General features: G+C 31.5%; 18 protein-coding genes. 8 read left to right on the forward strand and 10 right to left on the reverse strand.

From position 1 onward, the window contains the following. Positions 1–73 precede the first annotated feature (73 nt). On the forward strand, positions 74–1,075 hold the full coding sequence (locus tag EQM05_RS10235) for a YeiH family protein (protein WP_128749948.1): 1,002 nt from the start codon (positions 74–76) through the stop codon (positions 1,073–1,075). A gap of 70 nt (positions 1,076–1,145) precedes the next feature. On the opposite strand, the gene EQM05_RS10240 is transcribed toward EQM05_RS10235, so the two are convergent. After that, on the reverse strand, positions 1,146–1,589 hold the full coding sequence (locus tag EQM05_RS10240; RefSeq protein WP_128749949.1) for a DUF134 domain-containing protein: 444 nt from the start codon (positions 1,587–1,589) through the stop codon (positions 1,146–1,148). A 108-nt stretch (positions 1,590–1,697) separates the two neighbouring features. Between EQM05_RS10240 and EQM05_RS10245 the strand changes: the two genes are divergently transcribed. From EQM05_RS10245 to EQM05_RS10265, 5 genes are all read left to right on the forward strand, one after another. Next, a complete protein-coding gene (locus EQM05_RS10245; RefSeq protein ID WP_128749950.1) occupies positions 1,698–2,213 on the forward strand; it encodes a sigma-70 family RNA polymerase sigma factor in 516 nt (171 codons plus the stop codon). Next, complete coding sequence (locus EQM05_RS10250; protein ID WP_128749951.1) at positions 2,210–2,668, forward strand: hypothetical protein; 459 nt, start codon at positions 2,210–2,212, stop codon at positions 2,666–2,668. The genes EQM05_RS10245 and EQM05_RS10250 overlap by 4 nt, the downstream gene beginning before the upstream one ends. After that, positions 2,649–3,173: a hypothetical protein gene (locus EQM05_RS10255; RefSeq protein ID WP_128749952.1), complete on the forward strand. Its 525-nt coding sequence runs from the start codon at positions 2,649–2,651 to the stop codon at positions 3,171–3,173. Before EQM05_RS10250 ends, EQM05_RS10255 begins: the two co-directional genes overlap by 20 nt. Beyond that, complete coding sequence (locus EQM05_RS10260) at positions 3,166–3,471, forward strand: DUF5668 domain-containing protein (protein ID WP_128749953.1); 306 nt, start codon at positions 3,166–3,168, stop codon at positions 3,469–3,471. The genes EQM05_RS10255 and EQM05_RS10260 overlap by 8 nt, the downstream gene beginning before the upstream one ends. 178 nt (positions 3,472–3,649) lie before the next feature. Beyond that, positions 3,650–4,039, forward strand: coding sequence for a rhodanese-like domain-containing protein (locus tag EQM05_RS10265; RefSeq protein WP_128749954.1), 390 nt, complete (start codon positions 3,650–3,652; stop codon positions 4,037–4,039). Positions 4,040–4,132: 93 nt separating this feature from the next. On the opposite strand, the gene EQM05_RS16385 is transcribed toward EQM05_RS10265, so the two are convergent. From EQM05_RS16385 to EQM05_RS10295, 6 genes are all read right to left on the reverse strand, one after another. After that, positions 4,133–4,432, reverse strand: a complete 300-nt coding sequence (locus EQM05_RS16385) for an iron-sulfur cluster assembly accessory protein (RefSeq protein WP_347560224.1) — start codon at positions 4,430–4,432, stop codon at positions 4,133–4,135. A gap of 79 nt (positions 4,433–4,511) precedes the next feature. After that, positions 4,512–4,823: a rhodanese-like domain-containing protein gene (locus EQM05_RS10275; protein WP_128749956.1), complete on the reverse strand. Its 312-nt coding sequence runs from the start codon at positions 4,821–4,823 to the stop codon at positions 4,512–4,514. 89 nt (positions 4,824–4,912) lie between these two features. Beyond that, the gene (locus tag EQM05_RS10280; RefSeq protein WP_128749957.1) at positions 4,913–5,197 is read right to left on the reverse strand and encodes a metalloregulator ArsR/SmtB family transcription factor; all 285 of its coding nucleotides are present in this window, start codon (positions 5,195–5,197) and stop codon (positions 4,913–4,915) included. Between the two features lie 106 nt (positions 5,198–5,303). Beyond that, positions 5,304–5,795, reverse strand: a complete 492-nt coding sequence (locus EQM05_RS10285; protein WP_128749958.1) for a hydrogenase maturation protease — start codon at positions 5,793–5,795, stop codon at positions 5,304–5,306. Position 5,796: 1 nt separating this feature from the next. Next, a complete protein-coding gene (locus tag EQM05_RS10290; protein WP_128749959.1) occupies positions 5,797–7,182 on the reverse strand; it encodes a nickel-dependent hydrogenase large subunit in 1,386 nt (461 codons plus the stop codon). A gap of 19 nt (positions 7,183–7,201) precedes the next feature. Next, positions 7,202–8,068: a hydrogenase small subunit gene (locus EQM05_RS10295; RefSeq protein WP_128749960.1), complete on the reverse strand. Its 867-nt coding sequence runs from the start codon at positions 8,066–8,068 to the stop codon at positions 7,202–7,204. A 138-nt stretch (positions 8,069–8,206) separates the two neighbouring features. On the opposite strand from EQM05_RS10295, the gene EQM05_RS10300 reads away from it, so the two are divergent. Next, positions 8,207–10,273, forward strand: a complete 2,067-nt coding sequence (locus EQM05_RS10300) for a helix-turn-helix domain-containing protein (RefSeq protein WP_128749961.1) — start codon at positions 8,207–8,209, stop codon at positions 10,271–10,273. 171 nt (positions 10,274–10,444) lie between these two features. Continuing rightward, on the forward strand, positions 10,445–11,818 hold the full coding sequence (locus EQM05_RS10305) for an MATE family efflux transporter (RefSeq protein WP_128749962.1): 1,374 nt from the start codon (positions 10,445–10,447) through the stop codon (positions 11,816–11,818). A 4-nt stretch (positions 11,819–11,822) separates the two neighbouring features. On the opposite strand, the gene EQM05_RS10310 is transcribed toward EQM05_RS10305, so the two are convergent. The 3 genes from EQM05_RS10310 to EQM05_RS10320 all read right to left on the reverse strand — a co-directional run bounded on the left by EQM05_RS10310 (position 11,823) and on the right by EQM05_RS10320 (position 15,655). Further along, positions 11,823–12,239: a cytochrome b5 domain-containing protein gene (locus tag EQM05_RS10310; RefSeq protein WP_128749963.1), complete on the reverse strand. Its 417-nt coding sequence runs from the start codon at positions 12,237–12,239 to the stop codon at positions 11,823–11,825. A 43-nt stretch (positions 12,240–12,282) separates the two neighbouring features. Beyond that, entirely contained in the window at positions 12,283–13,551 is a 1,269-nt protein-coding gene (locus EQM05_RS10315; RefSeq protein WP_128749964.1) for a hybrid sensor histidine kinase/response regulator, read from the reverse strand. A 145-nt stretch (positions 13,552–13,696) separates the two neighbouring features. Beyond that, positions 13,697–15,655: an acetoacetate--CoA ligase gene (locus EQM05_RS10320; RefSeq protein WP_128749965.1), complete on the reverse strand. Its 1,959-nt coding sequence runs from the start codon at positions 15,653–15,655 to the stop codon at positions 13,697–13,699. Between the last annotated feature and the right edge of the window lie 111 nt (positions 15,656–15,766).

Below are 15,766 nucleotides of genomic sequence, written 5' to 3' on the forward strand. Positions count from 1 at the left end.
TTTATAATTGGTTTTATTACAGCTTCTATAATATCATTAGCTTGTACTAAATTTTATACGAGGAGTGAATTTCATGATAAAGGAAAATTTAAGTGGAATAATTGTATCACTATTACTGGCCCTGGTGGCATCAGAGCTTGGTAACCTATTTCCAATAGTAGGAGGGCCCGTATTTGGCATCGTGCTTGGAATAATTATAAACAATACTATAGGCAAGCCAGCCTCAACAAAAAAAGGCATTACATTTACATCAAAAAAAATACTTCAGTGGGCTATTATAGTGTTAGGTGCAGGCTTAAGCTTAAATGAAGTTTTAAAAACAGGCATAAGTTCATTTTCAGTAATGGTATTTACTATATTAGCAGCATTTTTAACTGCCTTTATAGTTGGAAAAATATTAGGTGTACCAGATAAGTTAAGAACCTTGATTGGAGTTGGGACAGCTATTTGTGGAGGATCTGCCATTGCAGCCATATCACCTATAATAGAGGCAGATGAAACAGAAATTGCCTATTCAGTTTCTACTATTTTTTTGTTTAACATTATTGCTGTATTAATTTTTCCGCCCCTTGGACATCTTTTGGGATTTTCAGATAAAGCCTTTGGTTTATGGGCCGGCACTGCTGTAAATGATACTTCTTCCGTGGTAGCTGCAGGATATGCATTCAGCAACACAGCAGGAGCCTATGCAACAATAGTGAAGCTTACAAGAACCACTATGATCATTCCAATATCTCTTATCTTTGCTCTGATCACAGCATATAAAAAGAAAAAGGAATCTAAAAACAATTCCAATGTAAATTACAATTTAAAAAAAATATTTCCCTGGTTTATAATTGGATTTTTATTTGCTTCCCTGTTAAATACCATAGGCATATTTAAAGGAAATTCATTATTTTACATAAACACACTTGGAAAATTCATGATTGTCATGGCTCTTTCTGCTATAGGTTTAAATACAGATTTTAAAGAAATGATGAAAAACGGTGTTAAGCCCATGCTGCTTGGTTTAATTGTCTGGTTTTCAGTGGCAGTAACAAGTATTTTAGTACAAGTGCTTACAGGCCAGATTTAGTGTCCAGGTCAATTTGTACAATCATTAATTTACCTAAAAATAAACCAAGCTTATATACTTGGTTTATTTTTTATATATTATTTTTACAGCACCATTTTTTACAAAATCCTTTTTTACTGCTGCATATAATTTTATGGGAACCACAAGAAGGACACATATTTCTGTCCTGGTCATAATTTGCTCCATAAACTGCACCGCAATTCAAACATTTAAATCTGCAGAGATTAGTTGTATAATGCCCTCCGCTTATTCTTATTGCTTTTCCCAAAGTAAGTGCAGTTGCCGTCTTTTTTCTTGCACTATCTATAATATTTTGAAATGTTTGTCTTGAAACCTGCATTTTTTCTGCACACTCCTCTTGATTTAAGTCTTCAATGTCCTTTAATCTCATAGCTTCCAGCTCTTCAACCTTTAATACTATTTCCTCCAATTCACATTTAGGTTTTCCCCATGGTACAAAATAAGTGTCATTTGGGAAAAACTCCACATTTCTAAATTTTGTGGGCCTTGGCATATTGACACCTCCCTGCATTTTCTATATATAAATAGTATACCTAATATGTTAAATTATGAAGTGTTTTTTCTTTTTCAATCGTTATATTAAATGTAAGGACAAAAAAGGATGGTGATAGTTATTGAAAAGAAACAATTTGAAAATTGCATAAAGCAATATGAACGATTAATAATCACCATTTGTTTATCCTTTACAAAAAATTATTTTGATGCAGAGGATTTGGCACAGCAAACATTTTTGTCTGCATATACAAATTATGAAAAATTTGATGGTGATAACCTTAAGGCTTGGCTTACTACAATTGCTGCAAATAAGTGTAAGGATTACATTAAAAATAAGGCAAGAAAAACCATTAATCTCACAGATGAGGATTATGAAACTATTGAAGACACAGATGAATCACCAGAAGATATAGTGATGAAAAAGTGCACCGACGAAAAAATACATAATATATGTACTAAATTAAAGGAACCTTACAGGACAGTAGCAATAAGTTATTTTTGTAAAGATATTAAACTTTCACATATGTCAGCAAATACCGGCCAAAGCTTAAAAACATTACAGACTCAATTATATAGAGCAAAAAAAATGCTTAAGGAATTATGGGAGGAGGAATTTATTTGAGAAGTAAATTATTTAATGAAGATAATCATTTAACTGAAATGTCATTAAAAGCTTTTAAGGAAGGACATTTGGATGATAAAAGCTTAATTTTATTATCAGAGCATATTGCTTGTTGTGAAAAATGTGCTGATGCTCTAGCTAACAGCTTCAATGATAATGAACTGGCAAAGGCTCCCTTAGGATTCCAGGAGGAAATACATGAAAAAATAAATAATAAAAAACAAAAAAGCTTTCAATTTGGTTTTTATTCTCTTAAGGTTGCAGTTGCTGCCTGTATAGCATTAATAATTGTTTTTTCCAGTCAATTAAACTATTTAGCTAATACAAAATTAGAAACAAGTTATATTAAGGCACCAGACTTAAGTATTGTAAACTCAATTAATACAAATCTTTATAATTTGTCAGAGAAAATAATAAATATGGAGGTTTTCAATAATGAAAAAGAAAAAAAATAAAATTTTAACCTTTATTTTTTCACTATTACCAGGGGCAGGTCATATGTATATGGGATTTATGAAGACTGGAATATCATTTATGGCAATGTTTTTCCTTATAATATTTCTTTCTTCCTGGCTTGATATAGGACCATTACTTTATATTTTACCATTAATTTGGTTTTACTCCTTTTTTGACTGTATAAATAAGGCTGAAACAGATGATGATGAATTCACGCTTTTAGAAGATAATTACCTTTTTTCCATAGATAAACTAGTATCAATTGACAAAGACATGTTCAAAAAAAGAAGACTTTTTTGGGGTATATTGTTACTGCTTTTGGGTATATATTTAGCCTGGAATAATGTTATGAACATTTTAAGCCCTTATATTCCTGATAAAACATATGACATAATTAGAAATATAACAAGAATTACTCCTCAGATAATTATAGGAATTGCAATTATAGTTTTAGGTGTAAAGCTTATTATTGGAAAGAAAAAGGAGTGTGACAACAATGCATAAGGGGCGACAGGTAGGAACATTTACTGCAGGCATAGTATTAATTATGTTTGGAATTTTATTTTTGCTTAGATTAAGCTTTCCTAATATTAGTATCTCTATGATAGTATCTTTATGGCCTCTTATTCTTGTGTTTTTGGGAATTGAAATTATTGCAGCTTATGTAATTAATAAAGAAGAAAAAATACGATATGATACTGGAGCAATAACTCTTATAATAATATTATCATTTTTCGCAATGGGTATGGCAGGAGCAGAATTTGTAATAAATCATTTGACACAGCTTAGAAATATAATTTAATGCTGATTATATAAATAAAACACCTTTAAAATTGAAGGTGTTTTATTTAATTCTCTTTTTATTACGATTTATATAGAACATCTACAGTAACAACTTCAATATTGCATTTTATTATGAATGATGATATTATATACCCATAAGGGGTATATAATATCTAAACTTTAAGGAGGAAAAAATTATGAATTATATATTGTATGCTGTCACTATACTTTTACTGATTTATATGTTCTATCCAAAAATAGTAATTAAACTTAATAAGAATGTAACAAATGTATCAGGTCCTGAGGCTGCAAAGCTTATTCGCGAAAATAAAAATATAGTGATTCTTGATGTAAGAACTAAAGGAGAATATAGCTCAGGACATATAAATGGAGCTAAACTTATGCCTGTGTCAGAAATATCATCAAGAATAGGTGAGCTTGAAAAGTACAGAGGGAGACCAATGTTAGTTCATTGTGCCTCAGGAGGACGAAGTCCAAGAGCTGTAATTGTTTTATTAAAAAATAAATTCGGGCCGATTTATCACATGAATCATGGATTATCCGGCTTTACCGGAACACTAAAATAAGGGGTTTACCTCTTATTTTTTTATATTATAGTGATACAAAATAAGCTGTGGTATTAATAGCAAATTGCTTAATTAATGCCACAGCCATCAATATTAACAGGAAGACAAATTTGATGCTTCTATGATAAAGCCTTTGTTAAACCACCTGTCAGAGTAATTTATCACTGCTCCGTTTAAATAATCTTCAAGTTCAGGTTCATATACCACTTTAATACCATCAGATTCAGATACTATATCATTTTCATTTTTTGACTCATCCAGAGTCACATCAAGTGTTGGGCCGCCTCAGCCAAAGTCCCCAAAACTAACTCTAATCATTAGATCATCTGGTTTTTTTGATTTTTGTCTGGCCTCATTGAATTTTTCTGCTGCCTTATTTGACACATTAACCATATTAAATTCACCAATCCTTTACTAAATAAAATTATATAAATAATTGTTGTTTTATCTTATTCTTTTATTGTGAAATATTCTATCTTTCCAAAGGAAGAATATAAGCTCCTGTTCCGCCTGAAACATTTATAACCTTATATCCTTTTGCTGCCAGATTCTCACATGTACTTGCACTTCTTATGCCTGTCTGGCAGATTATATAGTATTCCTTTGATTTATCCAGATACTTTTCAGGCTGTGCATTTAATTCACCCATTGGTATATTTTTAGCTGTAGGCACATGACCATCAGCATATTCATATTCTTCCCTAATATCTATTAAATTAATTTTATTTAATTTACCATCCAGGTCGTGAACACTTATTGAATTAAAATTGTTATTTTGAGACATATACGACTACCTCCTTTCAGCTTTTAATATATTAGTATTTTCTTATATACTGATATTATATTAGAAGTTTTAATTTGTCAATATGTACTTTAGCAGTCGCAATAATTTTCTTTAAGCACTTTCATTACATTTCTTACTCTGTCATCCTTTATATAATATGTAATTGAAAGTCCATTTTTTTCTGAATCTAAAACCTTATGTGCCTTAAGCATAGCTAAATGCTGAGATAAAGCTGATTGTGTAAGATTATTAATTTTTTTGTGAAGCTCACTTACAGTCATTGGAGACTCAATCAAATTGCAGACAATTAATAATCTATTTTCATTGGATAAAACCTTTAATAATTCTGATATAATTTTTACATTTTCTATCACATGAATTCCTCCTAAGTATATAAGTATATTAGAAAGTTATTATATATTATAATAGACTATTACTAATATTTTTGTCAATCAAAATTATAGAAAAAAGACAGCAGTTTTACTTTTTTGTAAAACTGCTGTCCTCAAGTTCATTTCCTATAACTTTCCTGCATGATAATTCTAAAATTATATTCAAAACATCAGATGATATTTTATCTAAACACATTTGTAAACTTCTGCTGATTTTTAAACTGCAGACTATATCCAAGGCTTCAATGCCAATAAAATAGCCCTTAATATTTTTACCATATATATATAACATATCCAGCAGATTATTTGAATGCTGGGAACAACCTTTAAAATAATTTTTGTATTGTTCTAAGGGAATTATTGTTATATCCCCGGTTTTATTTCCCAGCATAGCAGCATCTAAGATAAAAATAAAATCTTTATCTTCTAATAATGAAATACAATATTCTGTATCAGTTTCACCTATAAAGGTTTCTATGCCATATGAATTCAGGGAGCTTTGTATCTTCTCCAGTACTTTGATTCCTATGCTGTCATCACCCATTAAAATACTGCCTATTGCAATAACCTTTGTACTCAACTTACTGTGTCCTGACTATATGTGTTGCGCAGGATATGCATGGATCAAAAGAACGTATTATTCTTCCTAGTTCAGGAGTATTTTCATTACTATTCAGTTTAGTACCAATTAAGGCTTTTTCTGCGGGCCCATGTACCCCATTTTCATCCTGTGGCGACAAGTTCCATCCTGTAGGTGTAATAATATCATAATGTTTGATAACCTTATTTTCAATCTTAAGCCAGTGGCCTAATGGTCCTCTTATTGTATCTATAAGGCCTGCACCTGAAGCACTTTCAGGTATATTATAAATTCCCTGGGAGCTTTTCTTTAACTCAACCCTTTCAGTGAGTTTCTCCATTATGCCTATTATCTTCTTTGTTTCAAGAACCCTTGCAGCATTTCTATCCATACATGAACCTCCTTTAGTGTATTCACCAGTTATCATTAGCCTTGCCAGTGGGCCGCCTTCCATGGGCAGTCCATTATATCTGGGCGCCTTAATAAATGTATATGCATTTTCTTTGTTTAAATCTACTTCTTCCACAGCTTCATCTCCAGGGCTTTTTGCAGATTTGTCGCTTATATACCATGAATATAAAATATTCTCAGTAATTTTATTCATTTCAAATGGCTGCTTCTTACCATGAATTAAAACTGAAGGTTTTAAATAACTTATTTCAGGATCAGTATAGTCATTAAATAATCCAAAACTCATATAGTTTGAATATGACTCACCTTTATGGAAATAGTCCTCATAGTACTTGGAGATGGTTTCCATATCCTGAATCATAAAATTATTTACAAATTCCTTTATTTTTGAAATTATTGATTTAACTTTTTCCAATTTATATGCATCTATATTTACTGTGACTCCTCCTGGAAATATTCCGTGATTATGAGGAGCCTTTCCGCCAAGGACAGCCAGGCCCTCGTGAGCCAGTCTGCTTATTTCTATATTCTTAATATAATTTTTTTCTATATCTTTATTAAGATGCTCTGGCAGCCTGTAATCACTATACTGTTCAGGAGAAATAGGACTTACGTTAGGAAGCTTAGCATAATCAGGCATTGTAAAAAAATAAAATTGTCTCAAATGGTTCTGTAAAAATTCAAAACCATGCATTATATCTCTTATATAAAGGTCATTAATGTTTACAGGTATTCTAAGAGCATCCTCAAGTGCCAGTGAAGATGCTGCTGCATGGGATGTTGAACATATACCGCAGATTCTTTCAGTAAAATATACAGCATCTAATGGAGATCTTCCTTTCAGCATTTTTTCAAAGCCTCTAAAAAGTAATCCACTGGTCTTAGCATTTGTAACTATGTTGTTTTCGGTTTCAGCAGTAATTTCCAAAAAACCACTGACGCGAGTAACAGGATCTATTGTTATGATTTTTTTCATAGAATTCTCCTTTAAACGTTTAATATCTTACAAAAGGCTCCATGCCATCGGGAAAATAAGGCTGGGCACATCCAATACAAGGTGTATTGGCCTCAACAGGCCAGTTTACATACCCATTCCACTTTCTTCTGGGACAGTCCGTTTTTGTAACTGGCCCCCTGCATCCAAGCTTAAACATGCAGCCCGTATCCCCAAGTTTTTTTGCAAATATCTGTTTGTCAAAAAATCCCCTTCTTGTGCAATTATCATGTATGGTTACTCCATAAAATACAACTGGCCTGCTTTGTTCATCCAATTCAGGCATACCAAACCCAACTAAATGAGCCAGTGTGCCAATTACCCAGTCAGGATGGCTGGGACAACATGGAAGTCTTATAACCTCCCTATTTAACACTTCTTTAACACTTTTACTTTGTGAAGGATTTGGTGCCGCAGCTGAAATTCCTCCATAGCAGGCACAGGTTCCAACTGCAATAACATACTTAGCTTTTTCACCTGCCATGGTAACAGCCTCCAGTGCCGTTACAGGCTTTCCTTTATAATTTGCTATTATATTGTAACGACCATTATCTTTAGTAGAAACAGCCCCATCAACAAGAAGAATAAATTCTGTATTTAAAGTATTAAGAAACTGCTGAAAGGCTTTATCTCCTTCTGTTGTCATTAATGTATTATTAAATTTTAAGTCTATGATCCCGGTTAAAATATCTAATAATCCCGGATTTTCACCATTAATAAAGGACATTATATTTCCTGAACATCCAGTAGCCTCCAGCCATATTGCATTAATCTTATGAGCTCTTTTATCATGAATAAGCTGTGATACTTCTTTAATAAGGCTTTCAGCCGTAATATGTTTACTTTTTTTAAGATTATCCACATCAATACCCCCATATAGCTTCTTTTAAAAATATATGCTTAAACTACGCTGTTAAAAACCTGATTTTAAAATTTTAATCATTCTTTGCAAAAAAAAACTTCATATATTATACTTACTATATATTAATAATGAGGAGAAAAATTTATGAGGAGAGAATATATTACTTATCCTTCCGATATCCCTGTATCAATACGTTTAGCAACTATGATTAATTACCCTTTGCACTGGCATAATTCCATAGAAATACTTTATGTTTTAAAGGGAAATCTTAATATTGTAATAGGCTCAGATAAATATGAACTTATAGAAAAAGATGTGGAAATAGTTAATATTGATGAAACCCACAGCATTGTAAGTTCTGACAAAGATAACATGGTTTTAATATTTCATATAGATCCCTGTTTTTTTGAAAAATACTATACTGATATTGAAAATATGTTTTTCTTCACTAATACTACAGATGACAAAGCACAGGAAAATGATAAGTATGATGTTCTTAGGACTTTTTTAGCTGAAATAACCTGTGAAGCAGTTCAAAAGCAGGAGGACTATGATAAGGAAGCAAAAGATATTCTTGTAGATATGCTTTATTATCTTATAAACAATTTTCATTATTTAATGTATGAAAATGATGATTTGAAAGGCAATGAAGAACTTTTAGAAAGATACCACAGAATTTCAAAATATATATTTAATAATTATAACGATAATATAACTCTTCAGGATATAGCAAAAAAAGAATTTTTAAGCACTGATTATCTATCTCATGGAATAAAGGATATTACAGGCTATAGTTTTACGGATTTATTAAACTCAAATAGAATTGAAGAAGCTTTAAAACTTCTTTTAGACACAGATAAAACCATATCTGAAATTTCAGAAGATGTAGGATTTTCTCATACCAGATATTTTAATAAGCATTTTAAAATTCACTACAAATACACTCCCCTTCAATATAGAAAAAAGTTTAAAGTTGATGATGAAACATTTAACAAACAAAAAGTTATTAAATTTTATGATTTGAAGGATAGTCTTCAGTATATGACTTACTATCTGGAAGACTACGATAGATTTAATTATGAAGATAAAATAACAAAAATAAATATAAATATGGGAGAAGAAGCAGGCAAATTTAATAAAATGTTTAAGGAAGTATTAAATGTAGGAGATGCCTTTGATCTTCTTTTAGAAGATAATAAAGATATATTAGAGGTGCTTCAGGAGGAGATTGGCTTTGAATATGCAAGGCTCTTAAATGTGTTCAGCCCTGATATGTGTATATTCCCAAGTTCTAACTTTTATAACTGGAACAGAGTTTGTGATGTATTTGAGTTTTTGGATTCACTTAATCTAAAACCTCTTATAGTTTTAGATGATAATGGATTTTCTGCTTCTGACTTTATGTCAGCTGTTAAGTCCTTCCTAAATTATTTTAGTGAGCTGGATAATTTAGATATGCATTCATTTAAATTTCAATTTAGTTCGACAATTTCACCTGATGTTATTAACAAGCTATCTGAAATTTTGTGTACAGAATACCAATTGGAAATAGATAAAGATAAATTTATCTGTAATAATGCCATAGACGAAATCTATGACACAACATATATGCTGCCTTATATTATTAACGGTGTAGTAAATAATATAAACTCCTTGAACTTTTTAAGAGCATTTGATGTAATTGATAAACAGGTTAACCTTACAAATGAAGTATTTTTTGGTTATCCTGGTGTTATAAATGATAAGGGTATCAAAAAACCATCTTATTATGCCTATTACCTGTTAAACAAACTTGGAGATACATTGGTTGCCAAGGATAATGGATATATAGTTACAAAATCTGAAAAAGAATATCAGATTTTACTTTATAATCATCATAAAAATATAGATAAATTGATTCCATTAAGTAGTTTTTCAAAGCTGAGAGCTGATAAAAACGCAGCTGCACAAAAGATTTCGCTAAATATAGTTAACATTCCTTCATCTATAAGATTAACTACTTATAAAATAAATGAAAAATCAGGTTCCTCATATAATTACTGGGTTGACATGGGTAAACCTAAAAGATTAAGTAAGGAGGAAAAGCAGATTCTGCATAAAGCTTCTTTCCCTGCTATTAATTTTAAAAGTTTTAAAAAAAGCACTGTAATCAATATACAAACCAAACTTAATGGATATGGTGCCATGCTTATTTTAATTAAAGAGGCCTAATAATACCTATAGTCAGGTGTTATCAGGCTATTTCTTTAAATCAGCCATTTTAGTGGCATAGCAGTATTGTACTTTTTTATTGACCTGTAAGTGAATGTAAATTTCTCCCCAAAATTTTATAATTATTATATAAAAGAAAATAGGTTATTTTCAAAACTTGAGGTGAAATTTATGGAAATTGACAGTAATATTTTTGCAAAAGAAAAAATAAATAAAATGCTTTTTAAATTTGCTGTACCAGCAATATTTGCATTATTAGTATCTGAACTTTATAACATTGTTGACACGCTTTATGTTGCGCACTATTTAGGAGTTACCGCTCTGGCAGCCATTACCATTGCATTTCCAATTCAAAAATTATTAATAGCTCTGGGTCTTTTAGTGGCAGTTGGAACCTCTACCTATGCAGCCAGAAGCTTAGGAGAACAAAACGTTACAGAGTTTAAAAAGATAGTGATTTCATCTTTAAGCTTAGTCATAGTATTATTAACTGTAGTATCATTTATAATTTTTATATTTAAAAAGCCTATTCTTTTTACATTAGGTGCAAGTGAATTAACATACCCATTAGTTAATAAGTATGTATCTATAATATTAATAGGCGGAGTTTTCCAGTCTCTTACAGCAGTTGCATGTTATATTATGATTTCTCTAAAGAAAACAAAAGCTCTTTTATATACTAATCTAATTGGAGTCACTTTAAATATAGTAATTAATTATATTTTAATAGCCATGTCAGGCTTTGGAATAGAAGGTGCTGCTATAGCCACAGTATTTTCTCAAATAACAGCCTTTACTTTTGCTTTTTATAAATTTAAAGATGTCCTGAAAAGTTTTAATATAAAGCTTACGTTGCATTCTATCTACAGCTCAGTTTCAAAAGAAATCCTGACAAGTATAATAACAATTGGATTTTCAACCTTTGTAATAGAAATTGAAGATGCTTTAGTTTCTGTAGTGCTGAATAACATCCTCTATGCTGAGGGAGGAGAATCTGCCATTGTTATGATAGGAGTAATAACTAAAGTTTCAATGTTCCTGTTTGTTACAATAATTGGCATAAGCTCTGCAATGCAGCCCTTAGCTGCTTATAATTTTGGCGCTGAAAATTACGATAAAGTTAAAATGGTTTTATCTACTTCTGTTAAAGCTGCAGTTATAGTTTCTTTTGCATTTTGGTCAATATTTATGGTTTTTTCAAACTCCATTATAGGATTTTTCATTAACGATGCTTCACTGCTTCATGAAACAGCTGGAGCTTTTAGATTATGCATATCCCTTATTCCTTTAACAGGAATATATTATGTGGGAATTAACTATTATCAGGCAATTGGCGAAGCTAAAAAAAGCTTTTTACTTTCTATATACAGGGAAATTATAGTGTTTATTCCCTTATCAATACTATTTGTTCAGCTATTTGGTATGAAAGGAGTCTTTGCAGCCTATCCTATAACTGATTCCATTGCTGCTATAACCTCTTATTATCTGCTCAATAAAACTTTAAAAGAAGACTTCCATGAAGTTAAGGTAACTGAAGGAATTTAACAAATCAAGTGCTCTGCTTAAGTATGCCTACCTTTGGCAGCTGTGACAAAACAGCTGCTGTGCCATGGCATCCATTAAACTGAGCTGTTAAGTCCTTCCCTGCCACAAGTCCGAAATGAGTTGCCCCTCCCCATGTAGCCTCATTACTTACATCATAAACTATTCCATTAACTGCTGCATAAGCCGGCCGGCCTTCAGTACCATTAAAAGAGGACAATTCTTCAATTGTAATTTCCCGGGTTTCCCTGTAATTTCCTTCAATACAATGAATAATATTATCTATTTCCACAATTAATTGATTTTCCAGCCATTGCCTTCTTACAGGACACATTGTGGATGAAATAGTGTTTCTGTAATGCTGAATTTTACTTCTGGACTTTTTTATTTGCTCAAATTTGTTTTCACCTGCTAAATTAATCATTTATATATCCTTTAAATTATTTCATTAATAAATATATGTATGTTTAATTATATATATCAGAGAATTCCAAATTTATTTTTTCAATGCTGTTTTTACTTATAGTATCAACATGTACATTTTTATTATCAGCATTACCATGTGCCAGTTTACATGGAAGATGTATGATAAATTCCGAGCCGCAGCCTACCTTGCTTTTAGCCAATATTGTTCCGCCATGCAGTTCAACTAATTCTTTTACAAGTGATAATCCTATTCCGCTTCCTTCATGATCCCTTGCAAGGGATTTATCCACCTGTACAAAGCGCTTAAATATGCTGTTTAATTTATCTTTAGGAATGCCTCTGCCTGTATCCTTTACTCTTATACAGATATATTCTTTACCATCTTCTATGGTTACTGTAATTTTTCCTCCAGAAGGAGTGAATTTAACTGCATTTGATAATAAATTTAAAATAATCCTTTCTATTTTATCTGGATCACAGCCAATAATTTTTTCCTCTACATCTGTATCAAATGTAATTGATAAGCCTTTATTTTTTATATAATCATCAACTGATGATATTATTTCCTCAATCAAGTCTACAATGTTTATATTTGTTTCATTTATAGTGAAGAACCCTGCATCAATCTTAGTTATATCAATTAAATTATTAACAAGTCTTAAAAGACGATAGCAGTTTTGCTTCATAATCTTTGTATATTTAAACATATCAATAGATGAATCCTCAGAAAAACTCTGCTTTAACTTAAGCTCATGTATCTGCAGAGCTGAAAAAATAACACTTATAGGAGTCCTTAATTCATGAGAAATATTTGCAAAAAATTCTGTTTTAATTCTGTCATATTTTTTTATTTCATCTAACTTTTGATTTCTTTTCATTACTTTTATGTTTAATGCTTCTGCCTCTTTTTTTAAAGAAGACAATTCTAACTGTGTGTCAACCTTGGAAATTACTTCATTATAATTAAATGGACAAGTAATATAATCAGCACCACCTGCAGAAAACAATTTGTCCTTATCAATGCACTGATAATCTGGAAAGATAAATATAACAGGAATTTTCTTTAAGGTTTCATTAACTTTTAAGCTTTCACAAACATGAAACCCATCAGTTTGTTTTAAAACAGCACTAATTAATATTATATCTGTTGGATTTTCTCTCAAATCCTGAAATACTGATTCATCCCCCGAAATATTTCTTACTTTATAATTACTGTTTTTAAAAATAGTTATAAGCTGCTTAATATTTGAAGAAGAATCATCAACAATAAGTACATTAGCCTGACCTATGGAAGCAATTTCATTTTCCATAACTTGTCACTCCATTCAAGAATATTGGGATATGCTATACTTATGACCTTTATATATAATATATTGTACCATATTTTCACATAACATGTTAAATTTCTGTTAAATATATTTTTAGCAGCCTAAAATTATAGGCTGCTATTATTTATTAATTTAACTTTGGCAGAATTTCTTCAAAATAATCCAGTGACTGTGGATTTGCTAAAGCATCTCTATTTGTAACTTTACGGCCATTTATAATATTGGATACTGCACTTTCAACCTTTTTATTATTTAAAGTTCTTGGTATATCAGGGACAGGTAAGATAACTGCAGGAACATGACGCGGAGAAGCATTCTTTCTTAAAATTGTTTTTATCTCCTTTTTTAAATTTTCATCAAGCTCAATGCCTTCTTTTGTCTGAACAAATAAAATAATTCTTTGATCATCCTTGTAATTTTGTCCTATAGCCAGGCTATCCTGAATCTCTGGAATTTTTTGCACCTGATTATAGATTTCAGCTGTTCCTATTCTTACCCCAGATGGCTTCAGTACAGAATCAGATCTGCCATAATAGGTAATGCCGCCTGTATCAGAATGTATAAGAACATAGTCACCATGGTGCCAGATACCAGGATAAACTCTAAAATAAGCATCCATATATTTAGTGTTGTCAGGGTCATTCCAGAATTTAAGGGGCATAGATGGAGTTGGCATCTCACATACTAATTCTCCCTGTTCATCTCTTATGGGTTCACCTTTTTCATTATATGCATTGATTTTCATTCCAAGTCCAGGTCCCTGAAGTTCTCCTGAGTAAACAGGACTTATTGGATTTCCAGATGAAAAGCATCCATTAATATCTGTTCCTCCTGCAATTGAATTAAAATGTAAATCCTTTTTAATTTCAGTATAAATATAATCAAAACCATCCTCGGAAAGGGCAGAACCTGTTTGAGAAATTTCCCTCAGTGCCGAAAGATCAGCAGCTTTTCTAGGTGAGAACCCTTCAGCCATTAGAGCATGTACATAACTTGCACTTAGTCCAAAAATAGTAACCTTCTCCTCTTCTAATATCTTCCAGATTGCAGATGTATCAGGATAAGACGGATTTCCATCATAAAGAACTATAGATGCACCTGTTCCAAGAGCTGCAGCCTGCCAGTTCCACATCATCCAGCTGCATGTAGTAATATACAGCATACAATCAGAAGATTTTACATCGTTTTGAAGAACTAATTCTTTCAGCTGATTAATAAGAAGACCTGCAGAAGACTGTACCATGCATTTTGGCTTTCCTGTAGTACCTGATGAAAACATAACCACAAGAGGCTGCTCTGAAGGAAGCTGTTCAAATTTAAAATCCACAGGTACATTACATGATAGATAATTTTCATATGAAACACCATTTGGTATTTCAGTGGTTTTGGAATTATCACCTGCATAGTGAGAAACAACAACTCTTCTAATAGAATTAATGCCATGTATAATCTGCTTTACATTCCCCATAACATCAAAACATTTTCCCTTATAATAATATCCATCTGTTGTAAATAGAATATCAGGTTTTACTTGTCCAAGTCTGTCAATAGCGGCCTGAGGTCCTATATCAGTAGCACAGGAGCACCATATAGCACCTACTGCAGAGCATGCAAGCATGGCAATTACAGTTTCAGGTACATTAGGCATATATGCCGCAATGGTATCCCCAGGCTTTACTCCGTCTTTTCTAAGTGCTTCTGCAAGTCTTACAACCTGTTCATACAATTCCTTATGACTTAATTCACGTCTGATTTTATTTTCCCCTCTAAATACAATGGCAGTATCAGAACTTGAAGAAAAACGAAGTATATTTTCTGCATAGTTTAATTCTGCACCCACAAACCAGCTGGCACCTGGAAATTTGGACAAATCATCTACAGGTGTAGAATAAGTCTTTGAACATTTTATATCTAAAAAGTCCCACAAGGTACCCCAGAAGTCCTTGGGAAAAGTAACTGACCATTTATACAAAGCTGGGTAATCATTAAATTTCAAATTAAATTTTTCATTTACATAATTCATAAAAGAATTCATATTTGTATTTTTTATAAACTCTTTGGACGGCTTCCATAATAACTTTCTCATATATTTATCACTCCTTTGTTTTTATGCTTTAGATATATACTTTGAAACCGTTTTCAGATATGTTTAAATTACCATATCAAATTAATTATAACTCAAATACAAATATATGCA

Source organism: Clostridium sp. JN-9 (assembly GCF_004103695.1).
Classification (GTDB): domain Bacteria; phylum Bacillota; class Clostridia; order Clostridiales; family Clostridiaceae; genus JN-9.